Raw genomic sequence first — 23772 nt, 5'->3', positions numbered from 1 at the left:
CTCAGAAGCTCCATGTCAATCACTCCAAAAACCCCCCAGCAGATGATGCCGGGGAGTGTGAAGGCATGGGTCAAATCTCGATGAAAATTTCCGCCCTACCCGGGTCAGTTCTCAGTGAAAATCAACAGTCGGAGCGCACGATGACGGAAGTCTGCGGAAATAAGCTTCGATTCATCGAAAAAATTGTGGAGCGGCAGGAAATCCTCCACCGTCCCGCCCCATTGGCGGACAGACGAAAGAGCATGATGGTAGCTATGCGCCATAATCTGCTTCCTCCGTCCAACGATGTTCGTAATACTCAGTGGACATATAACGTTCGTTGAATTCGAGCGTGACAGTCCGCTGATCCACATCGAACACGATATCGCCATAGGCGCCATCGTTGTTTTCCCAGCCACCATGAGTCTGCGAGAGCGCATCGTAGCACACGTTTTCCAGAGCATCACGCAGCGGTCGGCGCTCTGGCGCCCCCTCGCTGTTCGGCCAAGACGTCGTTATCATGGTGATTTCCGCATCGAGCACGTCAGCCCTGGCTTCCGGGGTAACGGCAATGTCTTCGATCTGGCCGCTGTCCCCTTCTCCGTTGAAGGAAACTCTGACGTCAGTAACGGCACGAAGGGAGAGCGTCTTGAAAACGATCCGGCGGTTCTGCGCGGATGCCTGTCTTTGCGCGGCCTCATGACGCTGCCAGCGGAGGGCATAATCGATGGGGCTGATCTCGTTATTTTCCGGCATGATAATCTCCATAGGATTACGTGATGGATCGAGACGTGCGGCCATGACCTTCCAGATGGAAGGATCATGGCCTTTGACAGTTTGTGGACAGGTTATTCCGCAGCGATTTCGGCGCTCAGGAACTCTGGAAGAGTGACGTTTTCCGGCATTTCATCAGCAGTCGCCTCCTGGACAGAGACATCCGGAAGACCGGCGCGCAAAGCTTCGGGCAACCAGCCTGTCCCCTCGAGCAGCCGTTCGGCCTCGCGCGCCATGTCGGCCTTCTTGAGATGGGCGATCATCTCTGCCGCCTGCTCGCCCCGCGCTTCACGCACCGCGTCGAGAATATGCGGCTTGGTGACGCGTCCCAGGTAATTTTCGACTGTCGGCTGCCATCCTGCTTCCACCGGGTCGAGCCGCAGGGCGGACGCCAGCCGGTCGCTTCGGGCCAGACGCCGCTCAATGGTTCGCGGCGAGACCGCCGCATGCGGGTTTGTCTTCTCGAACAGCGCATTAACCCCGAATGACAGACAATGCGCCAGAAGAGCCAGGCGGCTGGTTTCATCCAGACGATCCAGCCAGACCCACAATGCGTCCTCATCCTGCGGCAAATCCTGCTTCCATCCTTCATGCCGTGCGCGGACGTCATGCGCCGGCATGCTGGTCGCCAGATCAGCCGATTGTAACGGCAGGCCGACGGAACGAACGCCCGCCTCGAGGCAGGCGCCCGATCGGTCGTCGCGAAACAGGTTCAGGCAGAGTGTATGGAGAAACTCGGTCAGCGCCACGTGAGGATTGCTGGCCAGCGCATCCCGAAGGGCGAGCGTGCGCCATGCCGTCAGTTCGGAGAGCAACCGGTCCGGGATGGGGCGGCGGACGTCTTCTTCGTCTTCAGCGTCATCGGGCAGGTCGGGCTCTTCCGCCCCGGCGGTCGCATAATCGTCGTTTTCGTCATGCGCAGCGCTGGCTTCCACGGCCTGCGCAGAAGTGTGCGTGTCCGGTGAGCTTTCATCTTCCATATCTTCCGGATGGGCGAAACCGCGTTCAATCAGGAGGGTGCCGTCGCTATCGAGGCTGACGAAGGCCCCCGCGCGAACGACATCACCGGGATCGAAGATTGCGGGACGGGTTTCAAGGGTCTCGATCGCCTGTTCGATCTCGCCGAGACGGCTGTCCACCTCATCGGGCAGTTCATCCGCCTGGGCGTATTCCGCCTCGATCGCCTCCTGTTCGGTGCGGAGCACTTCAAGACGTGTCGTTTCCTCCTCCGAGAGGGGAACCGGCGTATTGTCGATCTCGACAAGGTGACGCGTATGCCCCCAGGGGAAAGACAGATCGGTTTCGACCCACTTCCATCCTTCGGCTCGGACCTGCTCGGCTGCCGCGTGCAGTTTTTCCATGACCAGCCGGTCAAGAACAGCCGGGTCCTGAAGCCATCCACCATCGTCGGCTTCGAAGAGGTCACGCATCACGTGGCCACCTGCCGCGACATAGGCATCGAGCCCGACGAAGCGGGCGCGCGCGTCCGACGCCCGCACGGTCTTCTCGGTCAGCATGCGTCGGATGACATAGGGCTCGCGGTTATGGCTCTGGGCAATGATCTCCCAGACCTGCTCCTGACGGGCGGTATCGTCGCTGATGGAAAAGGCCATCAGCTGCTCCAGCCGCATGCCGTCCTGCTCATAAACCTCAAGCAGGTTTTCAGAGACCGTCACCAGGCGCAGACGCTGTTTGACGACGGAGACCGGAACGAAGAACGCGGCTGCGATTTCCTCTTCGGACATGCCTTTTTCCAGCATGTCGCGGAACGTCCGGAACTGGTCCAGCGGATGCAGGGCCACGCGCTGGACGTTTTCGGCCAGAGAGTCGTCCTCGGCGAGAATGGCTGATCCGGCCTCGCGCACGACGCAGGGCACCGGTGCCGTCTTGTTGAGTTTCTTCTGTTTGACCAGCAACTCAAGTGCGCGGAAACGACGGCCGCCTGCGGGAACTTCGAACAGGCCGGTTTCGATACCTTCGTCGTCAAGAACAGCACGGACATTCAGGCTTTGCAGCAACCCGCGGCGTTCGATGTCGCGGGCCAGTTCCTCGATCGAGAGCCCCGATTTCACACGCCGGACGTTGAATTGTGACAGAACCAGTTTATGGAAGGGAATATCCCGGGACGAACTCAGGCTGATTTTCTGGATGGCGGTAGCCATGGCGAAAACTCCATGACAGGCGGAGCGAAGACTCTCTCCCCTCCTTTCAACCTGTCACGGAATTTCCAACTTCACTCTTCCTCTCCGTGCTCCCTCACCGGAAAAGCCGGAGCTATGGTGACCAGAAGCAGAAAAAATTACTTTCACCGGCCGATATATCTGCTTACTGATCGACCGGTATGTAGCCAGGCAATGCTTCAACATCGCTGATCCAGCGACGTAATGACGGGTAGGGCTCCAGTGAAATTTCGCCCTGTGGGGCCAGCGCTAGGTAGGGATAGGCCGCGCAATCAGCAATGGTCGGACGTTCGGTCGCCAACCATTTGTGGCCCGAAAGATAATCGTCGATGATCTTCAGGGTCCGTTCACTCGCTTTGGCCGCATCATCATACCGAAGCGGGTAGCCGAACAGCTTGACCAGTCGTGCGTCTGCGGGACCATGCTGGATCTCATTCACGGCGACTGAGAGCCACTGGGCCACTTTGGCGCGTCCGACAGGATCGGACGGAAGCCAGTCGTGCTTGCCATAGGTTTCCGCCAGATAGACGAGGATGGCCTGAGAGTCCCAGATAACGGTTTCGCCATCCTGGAACACGGGCACCTGCTGCCACGGATTGAGTGCTGTGAATTCTGCTGTTTTTTGAGCTCCGGCGGCGAGGTCGACATTCCTGATCTCAAGTTCGATGCCGACCAGGGCTGCGAACAGCCGGACCTTGTAGCAGTTTCCTGAAGGTGGACAGTTATAGAGTATCGGTAGTGTCATGACCGGTCGTTCCTTTGTAACTCTGCCTGTGCAAGGTGATGCATCTTCATCACTTGCGGTTTGAAGTCAAAACGAAAACCATAAACGACGCTCTGATTGACCGGTTCGTACAATATTGCCTGCCCGCACTTCCCCGCGCCGATCCCTGGCGTCGGGCGGTTGGAAAGGTGTTTTGCGCTGGGCGTATTCACCTCCTGCCTATTTCCCAGTGACAAACAGCCGAAGCCATTCACCACGGGACCATAGGTCCGGGTGTTCTATTTGGCAGGCCACCCGACATAGGAGGCCGCCCAGTGCAAAAAGCGTTTCCACACGCCAATGCGGAACCTACCCAAATCCGGGCGTCAAGAAAAGCGAATTGAAAACAATCAATGGAAATTCCGTGACTTGAAATTGAGGGGGGCGAGATCGCGCCTCAGCTGATCATCCTTGCTAGCGCGATTTCCCAACCGAACATGCAACGGTACTGGTCACTACAACCATCGGTCCCTCAGACAGGATGCGAGATATTGTTGTCCTGGATTGGTGGTTTGTGTTTCTGCGGGAGGGAAGAACACACCAGCCCCACAGCGATCGCTGCAATTCCCGAGAAATGCCAGAGATACAGGCGCTCGTGTAGAAACGGGATTGAAAGCATCACTCCGAACGCCGGGATCAGATGGATGCTCAGGCCTGCGCGTTCCGCACCAAAAAACCTGACAGCGCGCATATAGAGTAAATAGGCCAGAACGGACGGAAAGATGCCCACATACAATGCAGCAGAAACGAGCGAAATTGACCAATGGGCAGCCGTCGCAGCCGTCGGAGCGATGAACCAGAGCGGAACCAGAACGGTCACGCCGATCGTGACATGAGCACCCAGCACGCCCAGCCGGTCGAGGTCTGCGGGCAGGCGGCGGATCCAGAGCGTGTAGAACGCGAAGCAAACCATGGCCGCGAGAACAATCCCGTCTCCCGGAACGAATGAGAGTGCGCGCCACTGTGACCATTGACCATGCAGAACCAGCGTAAACACGCCCAGCAGCGAGAGGATCAGGCCAGCGCCCTGTGCGACTATCAGTCTCTGTCGGTAAAAGACCGCACCGAAAAAAACGATCAGGACCGGAATCAGGGCGTTCATCAGGAGAGCGTTGCTCGCCGTGGTCGTCCGGACACCGACATACACCAGGGCGTTGAACCCGACGATCCCGGTAAGCGCCGTACCAAGCATGAGCCAGCGATACTGCCAGTACAGTGCTGCGTCACGGCGCATGGTCGGGACAACAAACGGCAAGAGGCAGGCAAAGGCAATGACCCAGCGTACCATCAGCAAAGTCAGAGGCGCGGTCAGATCGCGCACCGCGCGACTCACGATGAAATTTCCGGCCCAAAATAGAGGTGGCAGAGCAAGTGACGCGCAGGCGAGCACACGCTCGACGACATACGAGCGACGGACGCGGCTTGCCGTCATGCGTTATGGCTCGGCGATACGGCCATGATTTCAGGCCCCTCCGTCCAGTCCAGCGGAAGAGCCGCCCTACGCCGGATCACCTCACAAATACGCACATCGAAGGAACGTCCACCATTACTCCATGAGGCGGTTGCCTCACCCGTCAGATGCAAAAGATCGCCGCTCTTGAAATTGATGAAGAGAAGACCGGCTCGTGGGTTCTGCAAGAAGTTCCCGAATGTATTAAAATAGCGGTTACCGGAATAATCCGGGACAGTCAGCACGTCGCCCTCGACCTGGACAAACCCGGCCGGGCCGCCGCGATGCGAGACATCCATGCCACCATGGGCACTAGATGGTGCGTAGGACGCGACGAAGAATGTGGCAGCACTCGTGATGAGGTCACGTGCCTCCTCATCGAGTGTGACTAATCTTTCCACGTTCCCGGGTATACGATGCACCGGTCTGCTTTCACGGATGCGGATATATTTTGGGCAATTACCAAAGCTTTGTTGAACGCACACCCGGATGCTGTCCGCGTCGCTGGACAGGATGACACCATTGGCGCGGTTGCGTCGTCGTGTCGGGAACTCGATGCCGAGGACAGCAAAAGGACGTCCCGTGGCGATCGCTTCCACCGCAGGATCACCGACCATCGGGTGCCAGGCAAGCCGGAGGACGGTGTCGTCCGGGCTGGACAGAAAGCCTGGCAGTCCGGTGGCAATGGTGGCCGCCGGCCATCCATCGGGGGAAAGCGCCCCCAGCACGACGTAAGGCAGCGATGCAAAGAAAGTGCGATGCTGCTCCGTCATGTAGGGGCGGATGAAGGCGCTCGAAGGTGCGGCAACGCCAGCCAGTGCCTGCGCACGCCGTTCGCCTTCGTGAAATGCGGTTGCCGCCTCGTCCCTCATTGTGATCCCCCACGCCGGGAATGAACGAGGCGATCATGGCATGTCTTGCCCGAACGTTACAATACGGAACAGTCCGTTCATTCAAATCCGGTTCTCACTGCTTTTCGCTCTGTTCCTTCCGTTTCTTGAGAAACACCCGATCCCGTTCGATGAAACGCGCGACCATGATCGGAACCAGACGTGCGGGGTTTTTACCAAGATTGGCGTCCCCGCCATTTTCCTCTGAAAGAAAGCGGGCATAGAGGAGAAGGTCACGGTGAATTTCCGCAGGAAACGCAATCGTCATCCGGACCGGACGATTGTCGGGTATTGCGGTAATGCGAAGCTTATCCATTCTGACGGTCTCCTTTCGGAACATAGGGTTTGAGAATCAGGTCGCGCCCCAGCAGAAGCGTGAACGGAAGGCCGGGGCGATCCGTGAGGGTCGGCTGAATATCGAGTGAGCGATCGACCAGCCGGTAGCCCACCTGAGAGAACCCGTTGCTGGCGCCGCTGCGGATAGCCTGAGCCAGATTGTTCTCACTCTGGCTCGTTCCGGCTTCGGACCCTACGCTGAGGAGCGTGGTCACCAGGGCCGCTTTGAACAACTGGCCCCAGTGGTTGTTCACCTCATCGGACAGGCCGGACTGGCCGATCGCGTCCGCACCCGGCAGCTTCTCCAGCACGAGGCTCTCGCCGTCCGGGAAAATCAGCCGGGTCCAGATGATCTGGGTGCGCTGCTGCCCGAAGGAGATGCCGCTGTTATAGGCGCCAAACAGCGTACTGCCCTGCGGGATCAGGAGATAGCGCCCGGTCGGGCTGTCATAGACGTTCTGCGTGACATGACCGACGATCTGGCCAGGCAGATCGGAACTGATTTTCGTATTCAGCGCCCCGGCAATCACTGTTCCCGCCTGCACTATATAAGGCGAAGCGAGCGGCATGATCCGGTCAGGACTGATGATCTGCCGATCGGGCTGGCCCGCGAGGAAGGCACGGTTTCCAGCCTGTGCTCCTGAATCCGGAGTTCCCTGTGTCTGACCGGACGACGCTGTGGCTACCGTCTGAATCGGCTGCCCGTCATGCTGGTCGCGGGTCTCGACAGCGGCAAAAAGCTTGCTGCCAATAGCGGCATCAATCTCCTGCTGTGCCCGGCGCGCGTCTTCATTGCCGATGGCGTTGGTGGGAACTGATTTGCCCTGCTGCTGCGCGTGCAGGATCGGTCGTCCCAAATCACCGGGCAGCGCTGGTCCCAGTTTCGGCACACCCGCATAATCTTTCGGCAGGTTGTCCAGACCTGCCGCCGATGGAGGTGACGCATTCTCAGAACCGGCTGGCGTCGCTGGTGGTCGATGGCTGGCTTCCAGAGCATAGCCAAGGGCGAACGCCACGGCGATGACGCCGGTTCCCCCGAGTGACCAGATCACGGTCCGCGACAGGCGCACGACGCGCGGCCGCTCGGCACGCAGGCGCAGATCGGGTGGCGCTGAGGTTCCCCCACTGGACGGAGCATTCTGGTCAGGACGTGGAGCCGTGTCCGGTCCTGCCCCCTCCTCTTTGTCGTCGCTCATGACGGCCGCCCGTCCGTGCGGACGATGCGCACGCGCTGCTCGCTGGTCTTGTCGCCGAGGCGCAGTTCGGCTGCGGCGAACAGCCGGTCGACGATCATCCAGTTCTGACGGACGCGATAATTGACCAGCGCCGGATTGCCGTCCGGTCCCAGCACGAAGAGGGGCGGCAGATCCCCCTGCCCGATCCCGCTCGGGAACGCGATATAGACCTTACGTCCGTCGTCAAAGGCGCGCGTAGGCAGCCACGGTGGGACACCCCCTTTCGCGGGCTGGATGGCATAGCGAAAATGCAGATCGTCGAGATCCAGCCCGGTCTCCACGGGCGCTTCTTCCGCTGCCGCCTCATCCTGCCGGTGCAGCGCGATCAGATCGTCTTCGGGATAGTCCCACGACACGGACGCCATATAGGTCGCGGGGGTCGAGCGCAGTTCCGCCAGATAGGTCCGGCGATCGGTGTTGACGATCAGATTGGTCGTAAGATCGGGGCGGGTCGGCTTGATCAGGATGTGAACACGTTTGGCTGCCCCAGAGCCGCTTGACGTGTCTCCGATCACCCACCGGACCGTGTCACCGGCGGCAACCGGCCCGCTGCCGACCAGCTTCTCGCCGGGCTGGAGCATGATGTCGGTGATGTCGCCGGGAGAGGCATAGACCTGATAGAGCGCACCGGGGCTGTAGGGATAGACCTGAACGGCATTGATAAATCCCGCCCGCGTCGGCTGGATCCGCGCGGCCAGATTGGCCTGGACGACGCGCACGGTCGGGTCGGCGACGTCGGGAGCGACATGCCGCGTCCGCAGACCGCGGGGCGGCAGCGGCTTCAATTGTCCCGGCAAAGGCAGAGGTCGGGCGACTTCGACCACCTGCACCGGTTTGGGCGGATCTGCCAGGCGTGTCGCCCGCACTGCGTCATCATAGTGGATAGCGGGCGGATGATACTGTCCGGCGCAGGCAGACAGGGTGAGCAGCGCCAGCGGCAGGGTGCGCAAGACCATACGGATCATTGTCCGAGTTCCTTCGACCAGTTGATGGCGGTGACAAAAATGCCGAGCGGATTTTTCCGCAGGCGATCGGCTGTGCGCGGGGTTACGATCATGACCGTGAGAATGGCGGTCCAGCGTTCAGTGCCGGTGAACGCCCCGTCGCGGTAATGCCGCTCGGTCCAGGCGACGCGGAAGCTGCCGGGCGAGGCCCGGATGACCGACGACACATCGACCTCGACCTGTTCGTGTCCGATCCGCGAGAATGGATCGTTGAGGCGGGCATAGTCATTGAGCGCCTGTGCGCCGGAAATCATGGTGAAGTCATAGGCCCGGAGCCAGTTCTGCCGCACGACGACGGGGTCGGCGGACAGGCTGCGCACATCTTCAATGAAGCGTGCCAGATACCACGACACCTGAGGATCAGTCGGGACATAGGCCGCTGTCGCAGGACCGATCACCTGCGCCTGGCCAAGCTTGTCGACCTGCACGACCCAGGGCACGATGGTGCCTCGGGCAGACTGCCAGACCAGGCCGACCCCAAGTGCTGCCGAGAGGAACAGACTGCCGAAGGCCATCAGCCGCCAGTTCCGGGCCTGGACCCGTGCGGAGCCGATCCGCTCGTCCCAGATTTGGGCTGCCTGCTGATAGGGTGTCACGGGCTCGGGCGTGATCCCGTAACGTGTGGTGGAGCGACGGAACATCATTGTTTCTCCGAAAGATCGATGGATGCGGATCCGCCGCCGCCATCGGCGGAGCGGATGACATGGGCCGCCTCGGCCGCGTGGGTCGCGGCATTGCGGCGCTTCATTTTCTTCGCCCAGCGGGGTGGTTTGCCATCGGGACCGGAGCCGCCCCGTTCCCCACTGCTCCCGCTGCCTGATGGACCGCCGGAATTACCGCTGGCAGCATTGGTGCTGTCAGAGGACCCGGCCCCGCCGGTGAAGCGTCCTCCTGTCGCGGTGAAGGCACTTCGCGCCCCGGCGCCGTAACTTTGTTTCATGGAGGCAGCAGCACCCGACGCCTTGCTCTTTGCTGCGTTCATGGCCGCGGCACCCGGCGCACGGGCGACACCACCGAGCCCCGCGGCCATGCGCGCGCCGGCGCTGCCACCGGCGGCGCTCATGGCACCCATGGAATAAGCGCTCGACGCGGCCCCCGCTGCGGCGGCTCCCCCACGCGCTGCGGCCGCTGTCGCGGCCAGAGCGGCGCCACCGCCGGACGCGATGGCAGCCGGTGCGGCGACCGCGGCCGCCCCCATGGCGCCGACGGCCATACCGGTGCCTACGGCGGCGCCCGCACCAAGCTGCGGCGCACCCGAGATCAGACCGTTGGCGAGGGAGCCGCCGAAGATCGCAAGTCCGACAATGCAGAGTGACGCCAGCACGACCGACAGCGCCTGACCGATCGTGGGCGCGCTATTTCCGTAGGAGGTCGTGAACTGTTTGAAGAGAACAGAGGCAATGGCGGAAATGACGGCCAGCACCATGATCTTCACACCGGAGGAGACGACATTCCCCAGCACCTTCTCGGCCAGGAACGCCGTCCGGTTGAACAGGGCGAACGGGATGAGCACGAAGCCGGCGAGACTGGTGAGCTTGAACTCGACGATCGCGACAAAGAGCTGCACCGCAAGAATGAAAAAAGCCGCGAGCACAATGACCCAGCACAAAAGCAGCACGAGGATCTGCACGATGCTGGCAATTGCGCCAAAGGAGAACGCCAGTTTGCTGGCCGCATCAAGCAGCGGTTGTGCTGCGGACAGGCCGGTCGCGGCCAGACGACCGGGATGCATGAAATCGGAAAGTGCCAGTGTGCCGCCGCCCGCTTTAAGACCGAGCACGGCGAAGCTGTTGAACACAATGCTCGAAAGATGGCTGAAATGATCGATGACGAAGGCAAAAAAGCCGACATAGAGTGTCTTCTTGACCAGACGCTGGACGATGTCCTCATCCACCGCCCAGGCCCAGAACAGGCCCGCCAGCAGAACATCGAGCACGGACAGCGATCCGGCGAGGGACACGACGCTGCCCTGTAGCAGTCCAAACCCGGAATCGATGGTTGTCTCGAAAGTATTCAGAAAACCGTCGATGATCCCGACATTGCTCGTGTCCATCAATCAGTCTCCCGAACCCGGAACAGAGACCGCCTCGGGCACATAGGCGTCATACTGCGCGAAATGCTGGTATTGTGCCTCGGCTCCCGCTTCGTTCGCAGCCTGGCGGGCACGCTCGAGTTCCGCAGCCCGGCCATTGGCGGCCAGTTCCGCCTGGATATCGGAGAGCTGCCGGGACTGAAGCGCCAGCAACTGGTTGCCCGCCTGTGCCGCCTGCAACGCGCCCGTGGAGTTCTGGCTGGCTGATACCAGTTGCGTCATGGCGGAACTGTCCGTGGGGATATTGCCAACCACGCGGGCCTGAAGCTTCAGAGCATCTTCGAACCCGCCAACGGAGTTCTGCCATCGTGTCTGCGCCTGGCTGAACAGGGTGCTGTCTGACATGCCCGAAGAGATGGACGTGTACGCCTGCTGATACTGCTGCTCGACGGACTGGACGCTGTAGGCGATGTTCTGTGCCTGTGCGAGGAGCGCCGTAGTCTGGGAAATCGTCGATTGAAGGGTCGACAATGTTGAAAGGGGCAGCGTCGCCAGATTGCGTCCCTGATTGACCAGCATTTGCGCCTGGTTGGCGAGCGATGTGATCTGGTTGTCGATCTGCTGGAGTTCACGTGCCGCAATCAGGATGCTCTGGACGTGGTTGGCCCCGTCATACACCGCCCATTGGGCATGGGCTGGCCGGAGCGAAGCAAAGGAGACCAAGCCAAGGCCAAGAGCGACGACACATCCGGAGTGGAAAAGTTTTTCCGTCATGGTACACCTCCGTCCCGCAGAAGGTCCGCCGCCCACATGACGCCACGCACCTCGAACCATGCGGGGAGAAAGCCGTCCCGCCCGTATTCCGCCAGCACCTGGTCGATCAGCCGGTGGTCGTCCTTGCCGGACGCAGCGCACAATGCGAGTGCGACCGGCCCAAGCCCCAGTTCGAAGAGCCGATTTCCTCGTTGGGTCTGGCAGTAATATTCCCGCTTCGAGGCCGCGCGCGCGATGATGGCGATCTGCCGGTCATTCAGGCCGAAATCCCGATAGAGCGCCATGATCTGGGGCTCAATGGCGCGCTCGTTGGGCAGGAAGATCCGGGTCGGGCAGCTTTCCACCACGGCAGGCGCGATCGGACTGTTGGCGATGTCGGACAGGGATTGCGTGGCAAAGATGACGCTGGCGTTCTTTTTACGCAGCGTTTTCAACCATTCGCGAAGCTGGCCGGAGAAGTTTCCATCATCCAGAACCAGCCAGCCCTCGTCGATCACAAGCAGGGTGGGTCTTCCGTCGAGACGTCCTTCGATGCGATGGAACAGGTAAGACAGCACGGATGACGCGGCCCCGGAGCCGATCAGACCTTCCGTCTCGAAGACCACGACATCAGCATCTCCCAGACGTTCGGTGTCAGCGTCGAGCAGGCGGCCATACGGGCCACCGAGACAGTAGGGCGCCAGTGCCTGCTTCAGCGCGTTGGACTGGAGCAGGGCGACCACTCCTAACAGGGTCCGCTCATGCACGGGTGAGGACGCCAGGGAATTGAGGGCCGACCAGAGATAGGCTTTGACGTCTGGCGTCACCACCACGCCCTCGTCAACAAGGATCTGCCCCAGCCATTCACTGGCCCATTTCCGCTCGCCGGGATCATCGATCCGGGCCAGCGGCTGGAGTGAGACGGTCGTAGTCTCCCCGTCACCATCGGACACTCCGCCACCGAGGTCGTGCCAGTCCCCGCCCATGCCCAGCGTCGCGGCCCGCATGGAACCGCCGAAATCGAAGGCAAAAATCTGCGACCCCACGTAACGCCGGAACTGAAGCACCATCAGGGCCAGCAGCACCGACTTCCCCGCCCCGGTCGGTCCTGCGATCAGCGTGTGGCCAACGTCGCTGGCATGCAGGGAAAACCGGAACGGCGTAGCCCCGGCAGTCTTGCCATAAAACAGCGGTGGCGCTTTGAAATGGACATCCCGTTCCGGGCCGGCCCAGACGGCAGACAGCGGGATCATGTGGGCGAGGTTCAGCGTCGAGACCGGGGGTTGACGGACATTGGCGTAGACATGACCCGGCAGAGATCCCAGCCAGGCTTCCACCGCGTTAAGGCTTTCCGTAATGCAGGTGAAATCCCGGCCCTGGATGATTTTCTCCACCAGACGCAGCTTCTCGGCCGCGATGGAGGCGGAGCCGTCCCACACCGTGACCGTGGCCGTGATATAGGCCTGGCCCACATCGTCCGCGCCGAGGGATTGCAGGGCCAGGTCAGCATCCGCCGCCTTGTTGGCGGCGTCGTTGTCGACCAGAACGGATGCCTCGTTGGTCATCACTTCCCGGACAATGGCTGCGATGCTCTTGCGTTTTGCGAACCACTGCCGCCGGATCTTCGTCAGCACCTTCGTGGCGTCCGTCTTGTCCAGCAGGATCGCACGCGTCGACCAGCGATAGGGCATCGCCAGCCGGTTCAGGTCATCCAGGATTCCGGGGAAGGTGCGGCTGGGGAAGCCCGTTATGGTCAGGGTTTTCAGGAAGGCATCGCCCAGCTTTGGCTCCAGACCACCCGACAGAGGCTGGTCCACCAGCAAGGCGTCAAGGTGCATCGGAATCTCGGGCACCCGGATCCGCTGGTTCCGTGTCGAGATCGTGGAATGCAGATAGGTCAGGGTCTCGCCGTCGCTCAGCCAGGCCGCCTCCGGCATGAACCCATCCAGTAGAGCCAGAAGCCGATCACTGCGATCGACGAAGGCGTTCAGGATACTGTGCGGGTCGGGCCCGTCGCGCTCCCTGCCCTCATAGAGAAAGCGTGAAGCCCGGTCGGACGATTCCGCAGGCGGCAGCCAGACCAGCGTGAGAAAATACCGGCTCTCGAAATGCGCACCCTCGTCCTCGAACTGCTCCCGACGCTCCAGATCGACCATCTGGCTGGCCGCATCGGGGAAGTCACTCTCGGGATACACTGTCGCCGGCACGCGCTGCGCTTCCACGAACACGGCCCAGCCGGAACCCAGACGGCGCAACGCATTGTTCAGGCGTCCGGTCACACCCACCAGTTCGGCGGGCGTCGCGCTGTCCAGATCGGGACCACGTATCTTTGCGGTGCGCTGGAAGGAACCGTCCTTGTTCAGGACAATACCTTTTTCGATAAGCGCGGCCCACGGCAGGTAATCCGAGAGAAGTGCCGCACGATTGCGGTATTCACCAAGGGACATCATTGCGCTGCCCTCCCTACGCCCGGAGCCAGGCGGGATAGCGGAGATGCCGCCGCCCCACCTCGACGAACAGCGGATCGCGTTTCGCTCCCCAGACCGCGAGCGTGTGCCCGATGATCCAGAACACGGCCCCGACCAACCACAGGCGCAAACCCAGAGAAATCGCGGCCCCGAGTGTCCCGTTGGCGATCGCCAGCGTACGGGGTGCGCCGCCCAGCAGGATCGGATCGGTCAGGGAGCGGTGGACCGGGACATGAAAACCCGGCACCGCATCGTCATCATATCCGGCCATCAGATCAGTGCTCCCCCGGAGAAGGAGAAGAAGGACAGGAAGAAGCTGGACGCCGCAAAAGCGATGGACAGTCCAAAGACGATCTGGATCAGGCGACGAAAGCCTCCCGAAGTTTCGCCGAAGGCCAGGGTCAGGCCGGTTACGGTGATGATGATCACCGAGACGATGCGCGCCACCGGTCCCTGGATGGATTCCAGGATCTGGTTAAGCGGTTCCTCCCAGGGCATTCCGGAACCGGACGCCCAGGCGGAAGACGTGGCGGCAAACAATGCGATGCCCGTCATGCTGGTCAGGCGTGACAGGCGACCGGAGGGGACGCGCATCATCATGCGCGCGGACAGGGTCTGCGACATCAGAGTGTGTCCTTGATGCTGGAAAGGTTGGGAGAATGTGCCCGCCCGTCTTCATCGGAGGGAGCATCGAACGACGACAGGCGGTAATGGCCTATGACCGGATCCAGCCCGTCCACCGTTGCGAGTTCGGACAGCCGGCGGGCATGACCGCGTCCGGACAGCACCGCGATTACGTCGATGGTTTCCGCGATCATGGCGCGTGGCACCGTGACAACGGCTTCCTGGATCAGCTGCTCCAGACGATACAGGGCCGCCAGCACCGATCCGGCATGGAGTGTGCCGATGCCGCCGGGATGACCGGTACCCCACGCCTTGAGAAGGTCGAGCGCCTCGGGGCCACGCACCTCACCGATGGGAATACGGTCGGGGCGCAGGCGGAGACCGGACCGAACGAGATCCGAAAGGGAAATCACACCTTCCCGGGTCCGCAGGGTTATGAGATTGGGCGCCGTGCATTGCAGTTCGCGCGTGTCCTCGATCAGGACCACGCGATCCCCGGTTTTCGCCACCTCAGCCAGCAGGGCGTTGACCAGCGTCGTCTTGCCCGTGCTGGTCCCGCCCGCGACCAGAATGTTCTTCCGCTCGGCGACAGCGCGGCGTAGAAACGCCGCCTGACCCGCAGTCATAATTCCGGCATCGACATAATCGTCGAGAGTGAACACGGCCACGGCGGGCTTGCGGATCGCAAAGCTCGGGGCCGTCACCACAGGCGGCAGCAATCCCTCGAAACGCTCGCCGGTCGGCAGTTCCGCTGACACACGGGGTGCCCCTTCATGGACTTCCGCCCCGACATGATGCGCGACCAGCCGCACGATCCGCTCGGCATCGGCGGGTGAGATCCTGTCGCCCGTGTCGGACAGTCCGTCCGACAGACGGTCAACCCACAGCCGTCCGTCAGGATTGAGCATCACCTCGACGACCGCCGGGTCGGCAAGCTGTCCTGTGATCGCTCCTCCCATGGCAGTGCGCAGCATGGAAAAACCACGCGCCACTGCGTCGTTCGTCGTCGCATGGATGTGCATTGGAGACCCCGTTGTCGAGCACGGCCCGGCCGTTCCGGACCGCAACGGGGACAAATAGAGGAGGCACGCGTTGCCGGATCGCAACAAGAAAATCGACGATCATCGTACCGGGGCGTGTGTGGGCGTATACAAACTGGTGGAGGCGTAGGACGTTAAATTTCTAACGTATTATCAGTATGTTAAGTCGTCAGCCTTGACGCCATTCCGGACGGAAACAGGAGCGAGTTGAAAGGGCTATAATATGGCTGAGCCGGTGATTCATGTCACCGAAAGAGAACCTTCGTCAGCAACAGCGAGAAACGTTGCCAAACAACCCAGGACACGCCGACAAATGGTATAGACGCAATACTTATAGTCGTCTGAATCAGGTTTTTACCAATTAATGTGATGAATTACACGAACGCAATTGGACTGATCACGCTGACCACCCCGAAAGCCGCCGCAATCACAGTGATTTCGGCACAAGACGCACCGGGGTTATGCACCATCTAAAAGTTGCCCTGGAGGCACGACGCGTGCTTGAATCGGCGGAACGTAACTCTTCTGGTAGAATGCTGGCTTTCCGAAGCTTGTAACGATTCACATCCTGTTATTGAGGACTACCCTATTGAGCAGCGACAAGGACATCATTCTCGGTCGTCTGAATGCGACGGCCCAGATCGTGGCGGCCCATCTCGCGACAACGAAAGTGGAGACCGAACAGCTCCCGGAACTCGTGCGTCGGCTCTATGCATCGTTTTCTGAAGAGCAGCCAGTGTCGGGCACTATCGGACTCATGGCATCCGAAACAGTCAGTGACGCTCCCCAGGGTCCGAAACAAACCGAACAGTCCATATCCATTGACAGAGCAGCGGAAATCACGCCTGCGCCAATTGCTCGGGCAGTCGAGAAAAAACAGCAACCCGCAGTTCCGATCAAGGAATCCGTATTCCCCGATTACATCATCTGCCTGGAAGACGGCAAACATCTGAAATCGCTCAAGCGTCATCTGACCGCTGCTTTCGGCATGACGATCGAAGACTACAAGACCAAATGGGGACTGCCCGATGAATATCCGACCGTCGCACCGAATTATACGGAAATGCGACGTCAGGTAGCGCAGAAGATTGGCCTTGGAAAACGTGCCTCCCGAAGCGACGAGGTCGGGGAGGAAACCATTGCGCCTGTCCCCCCGTCCGGGGAGAAACAGGCGCCTTCCAGGCGAAATGCGGCCAGGACCGGGAGAAAAGAACCGTCGGCCAGAAAGGGGGATGAACATCGACTGGCCAACGCATTCTCTCGCTGATCTGACCGGGCGTGTCGGACGTGGTTCCTCACTCCGCCCCGCCCACAGTCTGGTCACCCTCGTTTGGCTCGCGTGCGAAATCTGTCCGGAACCGCTTGTCGCTGGCCAGTCTCCTGCCCAGCATCTCGACGAACCGGTCGTAGCGCTCCGCCCCCTGGGCACGCGCCGCGGCCGCCATGCTGTCTGAGAGCGCCGGCATACTGGTGAACCAGAGCCGGATGAACAGTGCGAGGGTCTCGACCGAGATCGACAGGTCACGTTCGATCCGCGCCTGTCGGCGATCAAGTCGTTGCACGGCGGCTTCGAGCGACGCTTTGGGGTCACCACCCGCGCCTTCCGGGTCAAGCCAAGCGGCGATGGCGGCTTCGGCCAGCAGAGAGTCCGACATCGACCGTCGGGCGGCCTGGGTCCGCAACCCCTTCCACAGATGCGGTTCCAGATAGACCGAAAGCCGCTTCTTCTTCTGACGCGCGCCGCTCATGACATTCCCAGATCATTGCCAGGATCGAGGGCGGCCTGACGTGCTTTGCGGGCGAGATCCGCCGTCAGCACGGCGTGGAGGTCTTCCTCTTCCATCGGATCGCGTTCACGCTCGCGCATGGGCGCTTCATGCGCGGGATCGCTGTCATCCTGCGGCGGCAGCTCTGGGTCCTCCGACACATCCATTTCCGGCTGCCGGCGCGCCTCGGTGCCGACGGGATCTTCTTCCTCACCCGCGTCTTTGACCGCGTCCTCGGGCGTGTCGGGTTTCACTTCCGGCTTTGACGGCTGGGGGCGCCTGGTCCAGTCGTCAGGCGCAACCGGCAGGCCACGCGTGCCCGTCTCAGGTGCAGGCAGGAGCCGCTCCCGAAACCGGGCGTCGCGGAAATACTGGGCTTTCTTGGCCCGAATGGGCGACATACCCGAAAGCAGGACCAGTTCGTCGCTCGCCGGCAGTTCCTGAACCTCGCCGACGGTCAGAAGCGGGCGGGCACTCTCCTGACGGGACACCATGAGGTGCCCCAGCCAAGGTGACAGCCGATGGCCCGCATAGTTCTTCTGCGAGCGGATTTCGGTTGCAGTGCCAAGCGCATCGGACACACGTTTGGCCGTGCGCTCATCGTTGGTCGCGAAACTGACGCGGACATGGCAGTTGTCGATGATCGAGTTGTTCTGCCCATAGGCTTTTTCAATCTGGTTGAGCGACTGCGCGATTAGAAACGCTTTGATGCGATAACCGGCCATGAAGGCCAGTGCGCTTTCGAAGAAATCCAGTCGACCGAGCGCAGGAAACTCGTCGAGCATCAGCAAAAGCCGCTGCCGGTCCCCTGCCCCGGACAGATCCTCGGTCAGCCTGCGCCCGATCTGGTTGAGCATCAGCCGGATCAACGGCTTGGTGCGGCTGATATCCGAAGGCGGGACAACGAAGTATAACGTCGTCGGTCGGGCCGGATTGACGAGATCGCCAATCCGCCAGGTGCTGCGGCTCGTCACGTCGGCGACAACAGGGTCACGATACAGGCCAAGGAACGACATGGCGGTACTCAACACGCCAGAGCGCTCGTTGGGAGATTTGTTGAGCAATTCGCGCGCGGCCGACGCCACCACCGGGTGGACGCCGCGCTCCCCAAGATGGCGCGTGCCCATCATGACGACGAGGGTAGCCGCGATCGAGCGTTTCGGATCGGACAGCAGGCCGGCGACACCGCGCAGTGACTTGTCTGATTCGGCATAAAGAACGTGAAGGATTGCCCCCACGAGCAGGGAATGCGAGGTTTTCTCCCAGTGATTGCGTCGTTCCAGTGAACCTTCAGGATCGACCAGAACGTCGGCGACGTTCTGGGCATCGCGCACTTCCCACTCGCCGAGACGGATTTCCAGCAGGGGATTATAGGCGCAGGATGCCGGGTTGGTCGGATCGAACAGGATCAGCCTGCCGAAGCGACCCCGGAACCCGGCTGTAATGGACCAGTTCTCACCCTTGATATCGTGAACGATGGCCGACCCCGGCCAGGTCAGTAGCGTGGGAATCACCAGCCCCACGCCTTTGCCGGAACGCGTCGGCGCGAAACACAGCACATGCTCCGGGCCGTCGTGGCGGATATAGTCGCGCTCCCACCGCCCCAGCACCACGCCATCCTGCCCGAGAAGTCCGGCCTGCTCGATATCGCCGCGTTCGGCCCATCGGGCCGAACCGTAGGTCGCGGTGCGTTTGTGCTCGCGTGCTCGCCTGACGGACAGGACCACAGCGGTCAGGAAAGCCAGTACCCCGCCAGACCCGGCAATCCACCCGCCTTCGACGAAAATGTGTGGCGCATAGGCATCGAACTCATACCACCACCACGGAAACAGAAAAGGCGCATAAACGGGCCAGCGTCCGGCGATCACAGTCCATGGCGGACCGAGTTCCGGTTGGAATGCCAGGCGCCAGGCGACCCACTGCGTCGCAGCCCACCACGCCATAAGGACAATCAGGAAACAGAGGCAGAGCTGCCCCCACAGGATACGAGAACCAGACATCAATTCCTCCCGGACATGGAGGAACTTTGCATGGCGACACGCCCGTCAGTTCAAGACTTTTCCTGGTGAACTAACGGCACAGGCGTGTGTTGGCGTAAACAAACTGGCGCGGGCGTAAGCTTCAATTCCGACCGTCTTCTGGCTTCGGACAGACACGGACAGACACGGACAGAGTCAGCTTTTTCTGGATGGAAGGTCACGCATTTCATCGTCCAGCAGGCGTTCTGCAGCAATCCACGCCTGATCTGCGGCATCCTTCTCGTCCAAGACATTCGCTGAGACAACCGCTCCATCAAGCAGGTAGATCATGAAGTGGGCAAGTTGCTCGGATCGCTCTTCCAGAACGCCGTTCGCCTCCAGAAGCGCCCGGATGGCGTTGCGCAGGCTGCGCTTTTGCAGCCGCGAAATCTCGGCGATCGCATCCTGCTTTCCCTTGTATTCCTCAGTTGCCCTAGAGAACACACATCCTGCAAAATCGGGCTGACGAAACCAGGACGTATGCCAGTCAAACACGGCGCGCAGGCGCGCTCTCGGCTCCTTATGAGCGCTCACGGCCTCAATGAGCGAGGCCTCCAGCGTTTCGATATGGCCTTCCAGGAAGTCGGTCACCAGCCCCTCTTTGTTGCCAAAGTGGTAGTAAATTGCCGTTTTCGCGACCTGCGCGGTGTCGGCGATGTCATCGACACTGACCTGGTGGAAACCCGAGCGAGCAAAGAGAGAGCGCGCTGTCGTCAGGAGAGTAGCCCTACTATCCGGACCATTCCGCTTTCTGCGGAGTTTTTGCTGTGGCACGTCTATGACCTCACAGGAGTTCGCATCAATCCGTCTCACTCATAATCGGAACGTTTTGTGCGTCAACAAGTTCGAGGCACAGATCAAGCCACAGCAACTCCCATTCCACAAGTTAATAAAGCGATATAAGATGTACCGGTCTGTCCTATAGTTGACGTTACCCGATTAGTTCACTCCCGCCAGAGCCACTGAGGGAACGGGTTTGGCCCCTTTCATATCGGCAAGTTGCCAGTCCCAGTAGGCCTTACTGGAATTCAGGCGCATTGCGGCACCCTCGAGCACAGATTGCGCTTCACCTGGATAGCGCCGGAGAACAGGCACGATGACATTGTCGATCCAGCCATCGCCATGCAGGGCATCGACCTCGACATGCTCACTGTAGTAATCCAGAATCGATGGTTGGTCGTTGCCAATACCGACGCGACGGCATCCGGAGAGCAATTTGGCGTATTGCTCGGGGTCGGAGAGTTCCGTAATCGCCAGTGCGCCGATGGACCGGAAGTACTGTCGCCGGTTAAAGGCGAAATAGAGCAAGAGATTATAGCCTGAAAGCCCTTCCCATCCCAGGGCATCGACAAACTGCTCCGGAGTGTCTTCGATCTGCAGGTAATCCAGCAGATCGCGATAGAGCCGCACATGCGTCCTGGCAGGATTGCCCTGCCCCATCTCGTCCCAGAAATTATGAGCGACTTCCATCCGGACATCTTCGTCGATTCCGACCAAAGACAGCACGATCAGGTCATAAAAACGCATGTTAAGCGCGTAATCGGTCGTGAAATACTTGATGATCTGCGGCCGGGACGCATCGGTCTTCATGAAATCGAACACCGCATGGTTGTACCCGCAATGGGTCTTCCAGAGGGATTTAATGGCGTCGCCAATTGCCTCGGGCTCGACGTTGGCCGGAATGGGTCCCGCCTGACCTAATTCCCACTCCATCCACGAAGCCTCGATCGCGCGGCGGGCTCGCAGCAGTTCGATGCTGTACTGGTTGTCAGTAAGGCCCGGGTGTGGTCTGGAGAGATGCAGACCATACAGGTCGTGCAGGACCCGATGAACGGTCCTCCGTGCGGCGAGGTCGCTCTCCGCGAACGCCATATCACAGCACCGCTGCGCAAGCGCCTCCAACTGACCCGAGGCTCCGCGAGAGGCAAGGAACGTATCCGCATTGTCGTTGGAAAGTGCATCGTTTACCAGACGGCGCAGCGCCTGCGGCGTGTCGTGAGCGATGTTGATCTCCGGTCGCGCAAAAGCAGCGCCGCCAGCATGTGTCAGCATAAAGCAGTTCCTTGCAATGTGTGTACAATCTGGAAACAGCTCGCGACCTGTAGATTGCAGAGTGACGAAACGGTCCGTTTTTAGTCAAGAAAAAAGACCATACTGACGCGTAATTGTCATAACCACAGAAGCGGGAACAACGAACCTACAGCAGACACAATGCTTATGCGTATTGATAAGCTGCATAGTATGTTGTTTTTAGGACGTTTTACAACCAATCCGCGATCGGAGGCAGCAGAGAATTGGGACTATTTCGAATCGAACTGACTGTTCTGTCCGTGATCCAATAAGTGAGAAATCTCACAAGAACGTGAATATTCTGGCCGTAAAACTCTACGCCCCGCCCGACACGAACACGCCCAGACCCACCACTATACTCCATAACATATTGTTTTCTTGAGTTTTTATGTTTGCGATCGGTCTGATCAGAGGCACGATGGCACCCATCTGAGCGTCAAGAAAAGGCAGGACGATGCGCGCAAAAGACGCTACACTGTCGGCATCCCCCCGCGTCATTCTCGACCCTGCGAGTCATGAGGACGGTAGCGGTGAGGGTCTGCGGGCGCTGATACGAGCCCTCGCCCGGCAGGCGGCGCGGGATTACGTTGAACATGAAAACGGACCGATCCGTACACGATCGCAGGAATGATAGGAGGTCCTTATGAAGGTCGCGCTCTACGCCCGTTATTCTTCCGACAACCAGCGCGATGCCTCCATTGAGGATCAACTGAGGCTGTGCCGCGAGTATGCGGCCCGTCAGGACTGGAACGTCGTCGACAGCTATAGTGACAGAGCCGTCTCTGGTGCCTCCCTGCTTCGTCCTGGCATTCAGGAACTGATGCAGGACGCGCAACGTGGGAAGTTTTCGATCATTCTCGCCGAAGCCATGGACCGTCTTTCACGCGACCAGGAAGATATCGCCGGGCTGTTCAAGAGAATGAAGTTTGCCGGGGTGCGGATCATCACGCTTTCGGAGGGCGACGTCACCCAACTCCACGTCGGCCTGAAGGGCACCATGAATGCCCTCTTTCTGCAGGATCTGGCGGATAAAACGCGGCGTGGCCTACGGGGACGCGTCGAATCCGGCAAGTCCGGCGGCGGTCTGTGCTATGGATACGATGTCGTACGAAAATTCGATGCTGCCGGGGAAGCTGTACGCGGAGAGCGGACGATCAATGTCGGCGAAGCCGCGATCGTGCGGCGCATATTCCGTGAATATGCGGACGGCAAGGCGCCAAGGGCGATCGCGCTCGATCTCAATGCCGAAGGAATCGTCGGACCGTTGGGTGGCGCCTGGGGGCCTTCTACCATCCACGGGAACCGTGACCGCGGCACCGGCATCCTCAACAACGAGCTTTATATCGGCCGGCTGATCTGGAACCGCCTTCGCTATCTGAAGGATCCGGAAACTGGAAAACGCGTCTCGCGCCTGAATCCAGAAAGTGAATGGATCCTGCAGGAGGTTCCCGAACTTCGAATTGTCGAGCCTGACCTGTGGGAAGCTGCCAAGGTTCGTCAGGCAACAACAACGTGGTCGCAAAAGACACGTGGTGATGGTGTCCATCCTCTGAACAGCCTCAAGCGCCCTCGTCACCTCTTCACTGCGATGACACGTTGCGGCTGCTGTGGCGGTGGCTTTTCAATGATCTCGAAAACTCTGCTCGGCTGTTCGACGGCGCGCAACAAGGGCACATGCGACAATCGCATGACCATTCGCCGCGACGTGCTCGAGAAGTCTGTGCTTAACGGGCTACGGACGCGCCTCATGGACCCTGCGCTGTTCAAGGAGTTCTGTGATGAATTCACCCGGGAAGTGAACCGCGTGAGAATGGAGCGAGGCGCAGATCTCGCCGCGATGCGTGCCGAGTTGCCGCGGGTGGATCGTGAGCTTGATAAGGCGATCCAGGCCATTCTCGACGGCGTACCCGGCGTCAAGTTGAAGGACAAGATCGGAAGGCTGGAGGCCCGCAAGGAAGAACTGACGGCTCTGCTTGCCGATGCACCCCCGCCGCCGCCTCTCCTGCATCCGAACATGGCTGTAATCTACAAGGAACGCATCGAGGCCCTGTACGAAAACCTTCAGAAGGAGGACGCGAGTCTTGAGGCGGTCGAGAGACTGCGCGCTCTGGTCTCACGGATCAAACTGATTCCGCAGGATGGCGAGCTTGCTATCTTCCTCGAAGGAGACCTCGCGGCTATCCTGAACTTCTCCTCCAACAAAAAAAGCGCCGCAGTCCATCCGGACCATGGCGTTCTTCAGTCGTTCATTGAACAGGATTCATTGGTTGCGGGGGCAGGATTTGAACCTGCGGCCTTCAGGTTATGAGCCTGACGAGCTACCGGGCTGCTCCACCCCGCGGTGGTGAGTTGGAGGGACTGACTGGAAGATCTGGCGGCGACCGACTTTC

22 protein-coding genes and 1 tRNA gene are annotated in these 23772 nt (G+C 60.4%); 2 read left to right on the top strand and 21 right to left on the bottom strand.

Annotated features, from left to right (window positions below; genetic code table 11):
- Positions 1–104: 104 nt before the first annotated feature.
- The 16 genes from KMAL_RS17315 to trbB form a co-directional block, all read right to left on the bottom strand.
- The gene (locus tag KMAL_RS17315) at positions 105–263 is read right to left on the bottom strand and encodes a DUF6915 family protein (RefSeq protein WP_167400164.1); all 159 of its coding nucleotides are present in this window, start codon (positions 261–263) and stop codon (positions 105–107) included.
- Complete coding sequence (locus tag KMAL_RS13200; RefSeq protein WP_014106169.1) at positions 253–780, bottom strand: DUF6878 family protein; 528 nt, start codon at positions 778–780, stop codon at positions 253–255. Before KMAL_RS13200 ends, KMAL_RS17315 begins: the two co-directional genes overlap by 11 nt.
- A gap of 47 nt (positions 781–827) precedes the next feature.
- Complete coding sequence (locus tag KMAL_RS13195) at positions 828–2915, bottom strand: ParB/RepB/Spo0J family partition protein (protein ID WP_014106168.1); 2088 nt, start codon at positions 2913–2915, stop codon at positions 828–830.
- Between the two features lie 163 nt (positions 2916–3078).
- The gene (locus KMAL_RS13190) at positions 3079–3678 is read right to left on the bottom strand and encodes a glutathione S-transferase family protein (RefSeq protein ID WP_014106167.1); all 600 of its coding nucleotides are present in this window, start codon (positions 3676–3678) and stop codon (positions 3079–3081) included.
- A gap of 490 nt (positions 3679–4168) precedes the next feature.
- Positions 4169–5128, bottom strand: coding sequence for a DMT family transporter (locus KMAL_RS13185; RefSeq protein ID WP_014106166.1), 960 nt, complete (start codon positions 5126–5128; stop codon positions 4169–4171).
- Positions 5125–6018, bottom strand: coding sequence for a pyridoxamine 5'-phosphate oxidase family protein (locus KMAL_RS13180; protein ID WP_110096127.1), 894 nt, complete (start codon positions 6016–6018; stop codon positions 5125–5127). The genes KMAL_RS13185 and KMAL_RS13180 overlap by 4 nt, the downstream gene beginning before the upstream one ends.
- Before the next feature lie 94 nt (positions 6019–6112).
- A complete protein-coding gene (locus KMAL_RS13175; protein ID WP_014106164.1) occupies positions 6113–6352 on the bottom strand; it encodes a DUF2274 domain-containing protein in 240 nt (79 codons plus the stop codon).
- On the bottom strand, positions 6345–7568 hold the full coding sequence (locus KMAL_RS13170; protein WP_014106163.1) for a TrbI/VirB10 family protein: 1224 nt from the start codon (positions 7566–7568) through the stop codon (positions 6345–6347). Before KMAL_RS13170 ends, KMAL_RS13175 begins: the two co-directional genes overlap by 8 nt.
- A complete protein-coding gene (gene trbG / locus KMAL_RS13165) occupies positions 7565–8572 on the bottom strand; it encodes a P-type conjugative transfer protein TrbG (protein WP_014106162.1) in 1008 nt (335 codons plus the stop codon). The genes KMAL_RS13170 and trbG overlap by 4 nt, the downstream gene beginning before the upstream one ends.
- Positions 8569–9252: a conjugal transfer protein TrbF gene (trbF, locus tag KMAL_RS13160; RefSeq protein ID WP_041247840.1), complete on the bottom strand. Its 684-nt coding sequence runs from the start codon at positions 9250–9252 to the stop codon at positions 8569–8571. The genes trbG and trbF overlap by 4 nt, the downstream gene beginning before the upstream one ends.
- Positions 9252–10664 (bottom strand): P-type conjugative transfer protein TrbL, encoded by a 1413-nt coding sequence (gene trbL, locus KMAL_RS13155; RefSeq protein ID WP_014106160.1) that lies wholly within the window; start codon positions 10662–10664, stop codon positions 9252–9254. The genes trbF and trbL overlap by 1 nt, the downstream gene beginning before the upstream one ends.
- 3 nt (positions 10665–10667) lie before the next feature.
- Positions 10668–11417, bottom strand: coding sequence for a P-type conjugative transfer protein TrbJ (trbJ, locus tag KMAL_RS13150; RefSeq protein ID WP_014106159.1), 750 nt, complete (start codon positions 11415–11417; stop codon positions 10668–10670).
- A complete protein-coding gene (gene trbE / locus KMAL_RS13145; RefSeq protein ID WP_014106158.1) occupies positions 11414–13846 on the bottom strand; it encodes a conjugal transfer protein TrbE in 2433 nt (810 codons plus the stop codon). Before trbE ends, trbJ begins: the two co-directional genes overlap by 4 nt.
- A gap of 13 nt (positions 13847–13859) precedes the next feature.
- The gene (locus KMAL_RS13140; protein ID WP_014106157.1) at positions 13860–14135 is read right to left on the bottom strand and encodes a VirB3 family type IV secretion system protein; all 276 of its coding nucleotides are present in this window, start codon (positions 14133–14135) and stop codon (positions 13860–13862) included.
- Entirely contained in the window at positions 14135–14488 is a 354-nt protein-coding gene (locus tag KMAL_RS13135; RefSeq protein WP_014106156.1) for a TrbC/VirB2 family protein, read from the bottom strand. The genes KMAL_RS13140 and KMAL_RS13135 overlap by 1 nt, the downstream gene beginning before the upstream one ends.
- Entirely contained in the window at positions 14488–15510 is a 1023-nt protein-coding gene (gene trbB, locus KMAL_RS13130) for a P-type conjugative transfer ATPase TrbB (protein ID WP_014106155.1), read from the bottom strand. Before trbB ends, KMAL_RS13135 begins: the two co-directional genes overlap by 1 nt.
- 607 nt (positions 15511–16117) lie before the next feature.
- Here trbB and KMAL_RS13125 point away from each other — a divergent pair.
- Positions 16118–16795 carry a MucR family transcriptional regulator gene (locus KMAL_RS13125; RefSeq protein ID WP_048851666.1) on the top strand — a complete coding sequence of 226 codons (678 nt, stop codon included), beginning with the start codon at positions 16118–16120 and terminating at the stop codon, positions 16793–16795.
- A 28-nt stretch (positions 16796–16823) separates the two neighbouring features.
- Here the strand turns inward: KMAL_RS13125 and KMAL_RS13120 are convergent, their stop codons facing one another.
- From KMAL_RS13120 to KMAL_RS13105, 4 genes are all read right to left on the bottom strand, one after another.
- Complete coding sequence (locus tag KMAL_RS13120) at positions 16824–17276, bottom strand: hypothetical protein (protein ID WP_014106153.1); 453 nt, start codon at positions 17274–17276, stop codon at positions 16824–16826.
- Positions 17273–19294, bottom strand: a complete 2022-nt coding sequence (locus tag KMAL_RS13115; protein ID WP_014106152.1) for a conjugal transfer protein TraG — start codon at positions 19292–19294, stop codon at positions 17273–17275. The genes KMAL_RS13120 and KMAL_RS13115 overlap by 4 nt, the downstream gene beginning before the upstream one ends.
- Positions 19295–19468: 174 nt before the next feature.
- Positions 19469–20086: a TetR/AcrR family transcriptional regulator gene (locus KMAL_RS13110; protein WP_110096125.1), complete on the bottom strand. Its 618-nt coding sequence runs from the start codon at positions 20084–20086 to the stop codon at positions 19469–19471.
- A gap of 165 nt (positions 20087–20251) precedes the next feature.
- Positions 20252–21364, bottom strand: a complete 1113-nt coding sequence (locus KMAL_RS13105; RefSeq protein WP_014106150.1) for an iron-containing redox enzyme family protein — start codon at positions 21362–21364, stop codon at positions 20252–20254.
- A 661-nt stretch (positions 21365–22025) separates the two neighbouring features.
- Between KMAL_RS13105 and KMAL_RS13095 the strand changes: the two genes are divergently transcribed.
- Positions 22026–23690 (top strand): recombinase family protein, encoded by a 1665-nt coding sequence (locus KMAL_RS13095; protein WP_048851665.1) that lies wholly within the window; start codon positions 22026–22028, stop codon positions 23688–23690.
- Here the strand turns inward: KMAL_RS13095 and KMAL_RS13090 are convergent.
- Positions 23647–23723 (bottom strand) — tRNA-Met (locus KMAL_RS13090). The genes KMAL_RS13095 and KMAL_RS13090 overlap by 44 nt on opposite strands.
- Between the last annotated feature and the right edge of the window lie 49 nt (positions 23724–23772).

Source organism: Novacetimonas maltaceti, assembly GCF_002906255.1.
In the GTDB taxonomy this organism is placed as follows: Bacteria; Pseudomonadota; Alphaproteobacteria; order Acetobacterales; family Acetobacteraceae; genus Novacetimonas; species Novacetimonas maltaceti.
This window is presented reverse-complemented; position numbering and strand designations above follow the sequence as displayed.

Excerpts from the sequence above, each read along its gene's own strand:
- KMAL_RS17315 (WP_167400164.1), bottom strand. The coding sequence starts at position 263 with ATGGCGCATAGCTACCATCATGCTCTTTCGTCTGTCCGCCAATGGGGC.
- KMAL_RS13200 (WP_014106169.1), bottom strand. The coding sequence starts at position 780 with ATGGCCGCACGTCTCGATCCATCACGTAATCCTATGGAGATTATCATG.
- KMAL_RS13195 (WP_014106168.1), bottom strand. The coding sequence starts at position 2,915 with ATGGCTACCGCCATCCAGAAAATCAGCCTGAGTTCGTCCCGGGATATT.
- KMAL_RS13190 (WP_014106167.1), bottom strand. The coding sequence starts at position 3,678 with ATGACACTACCGATACTCTATAACTGTCCACCTTCAGGAAACTGCTAC.
- KMAL_RS13185 (WP_014106166.1), bottom strand. The coding sequence starts at position 5,128 with ATGACGGCAAGCCGCGTCCGTCGCTCGTATGTCGTCGAGCGTGTGCTC.
- KMAL_RS13180 (WP_110096127.1), bottom strand. The coding sequence starts at position 6,018 with ATGAGGGACGAGGCGGCAACCGCATTTCACGAAGGCGAACGGCGTGCG.
- KMAL_RS13175 (WP_014106164.1), bottom strand. The coding sequence starts at position 6,352 with ATGGATAAGCTTCGCATTACCGCAATACCCGACAATCGTCCGGTCCGG.
- KMAL_RS13170 (WP_014106163.1), bottom strand. The coding sequence starts at position 7,568 with ATGAGCGACGACAAAGAGGAGGGGGCAGGACCGGACACGGCTCCACGT.
- trbG (WP_014106162.1), bottom strand. The coding sequence starts at position 8,572 with ATGATCCGTATGGTCTTGCGCACCCTGCCGCTGGCGCTGCTCACCCTG.
- trbF (WP_041247840.1), bottom strand. The coding sequence starts at position 9,252 with ATGTTCCGTCGCTCCACCACACGTTACGGGATCACGCCCGAGCCCGTG.
- trbL (WP_014106160.1), bottom strand. The coding sequence starts at position 10,664 with ATGGACACGAGCAATGTCGGGATCATCGACGGTTTTCTGAATACTTTC.
- trbJ (WP_014106159.1), bottom strand. The coding sequence starts at position 11,417 with ATGACGGAAAAACTTTTCCACTCCGGATGTGTCGTCGCTCTTGGCCTT.
- trbE (WP_014106158.1), bottom strand. The coding sequence starts at position 13,846 with ATGATGTCCCTTGGTGAATACCGCAATCGTGCGGCACTTCTCTCGGAT.
- KMAL_RS13140 (WP_014106157.1), bottom strand. The coding sequence starts at position 14,135 with ATGGCCGGATATGATGACGATGCGGTGCCGGGTTTTCATGTCCCGGTC.
- KMAL_RS13135 (WP_014106156.1), bottom strand. The coding sequence starts at position 14,488 with ATGTCGCAGACCCTGTCCGCGCGCATGATGATGCGCGTCCCCTCCGGT.
- trbB (WP_014106155.1), bottom strand. The coding sequence starts at position 15,510 with ATGCACATCCATGCGACGACGAACGACGCAGTGGCGCGTGGTTTTTCC.
- KMAL_RS13120 (WP_014106153.1), bottom strand. The coding sequence starts at position 17,276 with ATGAGCGGCGCGCGTCAGAAGAAGAAGCGGCTTTCGGTCTATCTGGAA.
- KMAL_RS13115 (WP_014106152.1), bottom strand. The coding sequence starts at position 19,294 with ATGTCTGGTTCTCGTATCCTGTGGGGGCAGCTCTGCCTCTGTTTCCTG.
- KMAL_RS13105 (WP_014106150.1), bottom strand. The coding sequence starts at position 21,364 with ATGCTGACACATGCTGGCGGCGCTGCTTTTGCGCGACCGGAGATCAAC.
- KMAL_RS13095 (WP_048851665.1), top strand. The coding sequence starts at position 22,026 with ATGAAGGTCGCGCTCTACGCCCGTTATTCTTCCGACAACCAGCGCGAT.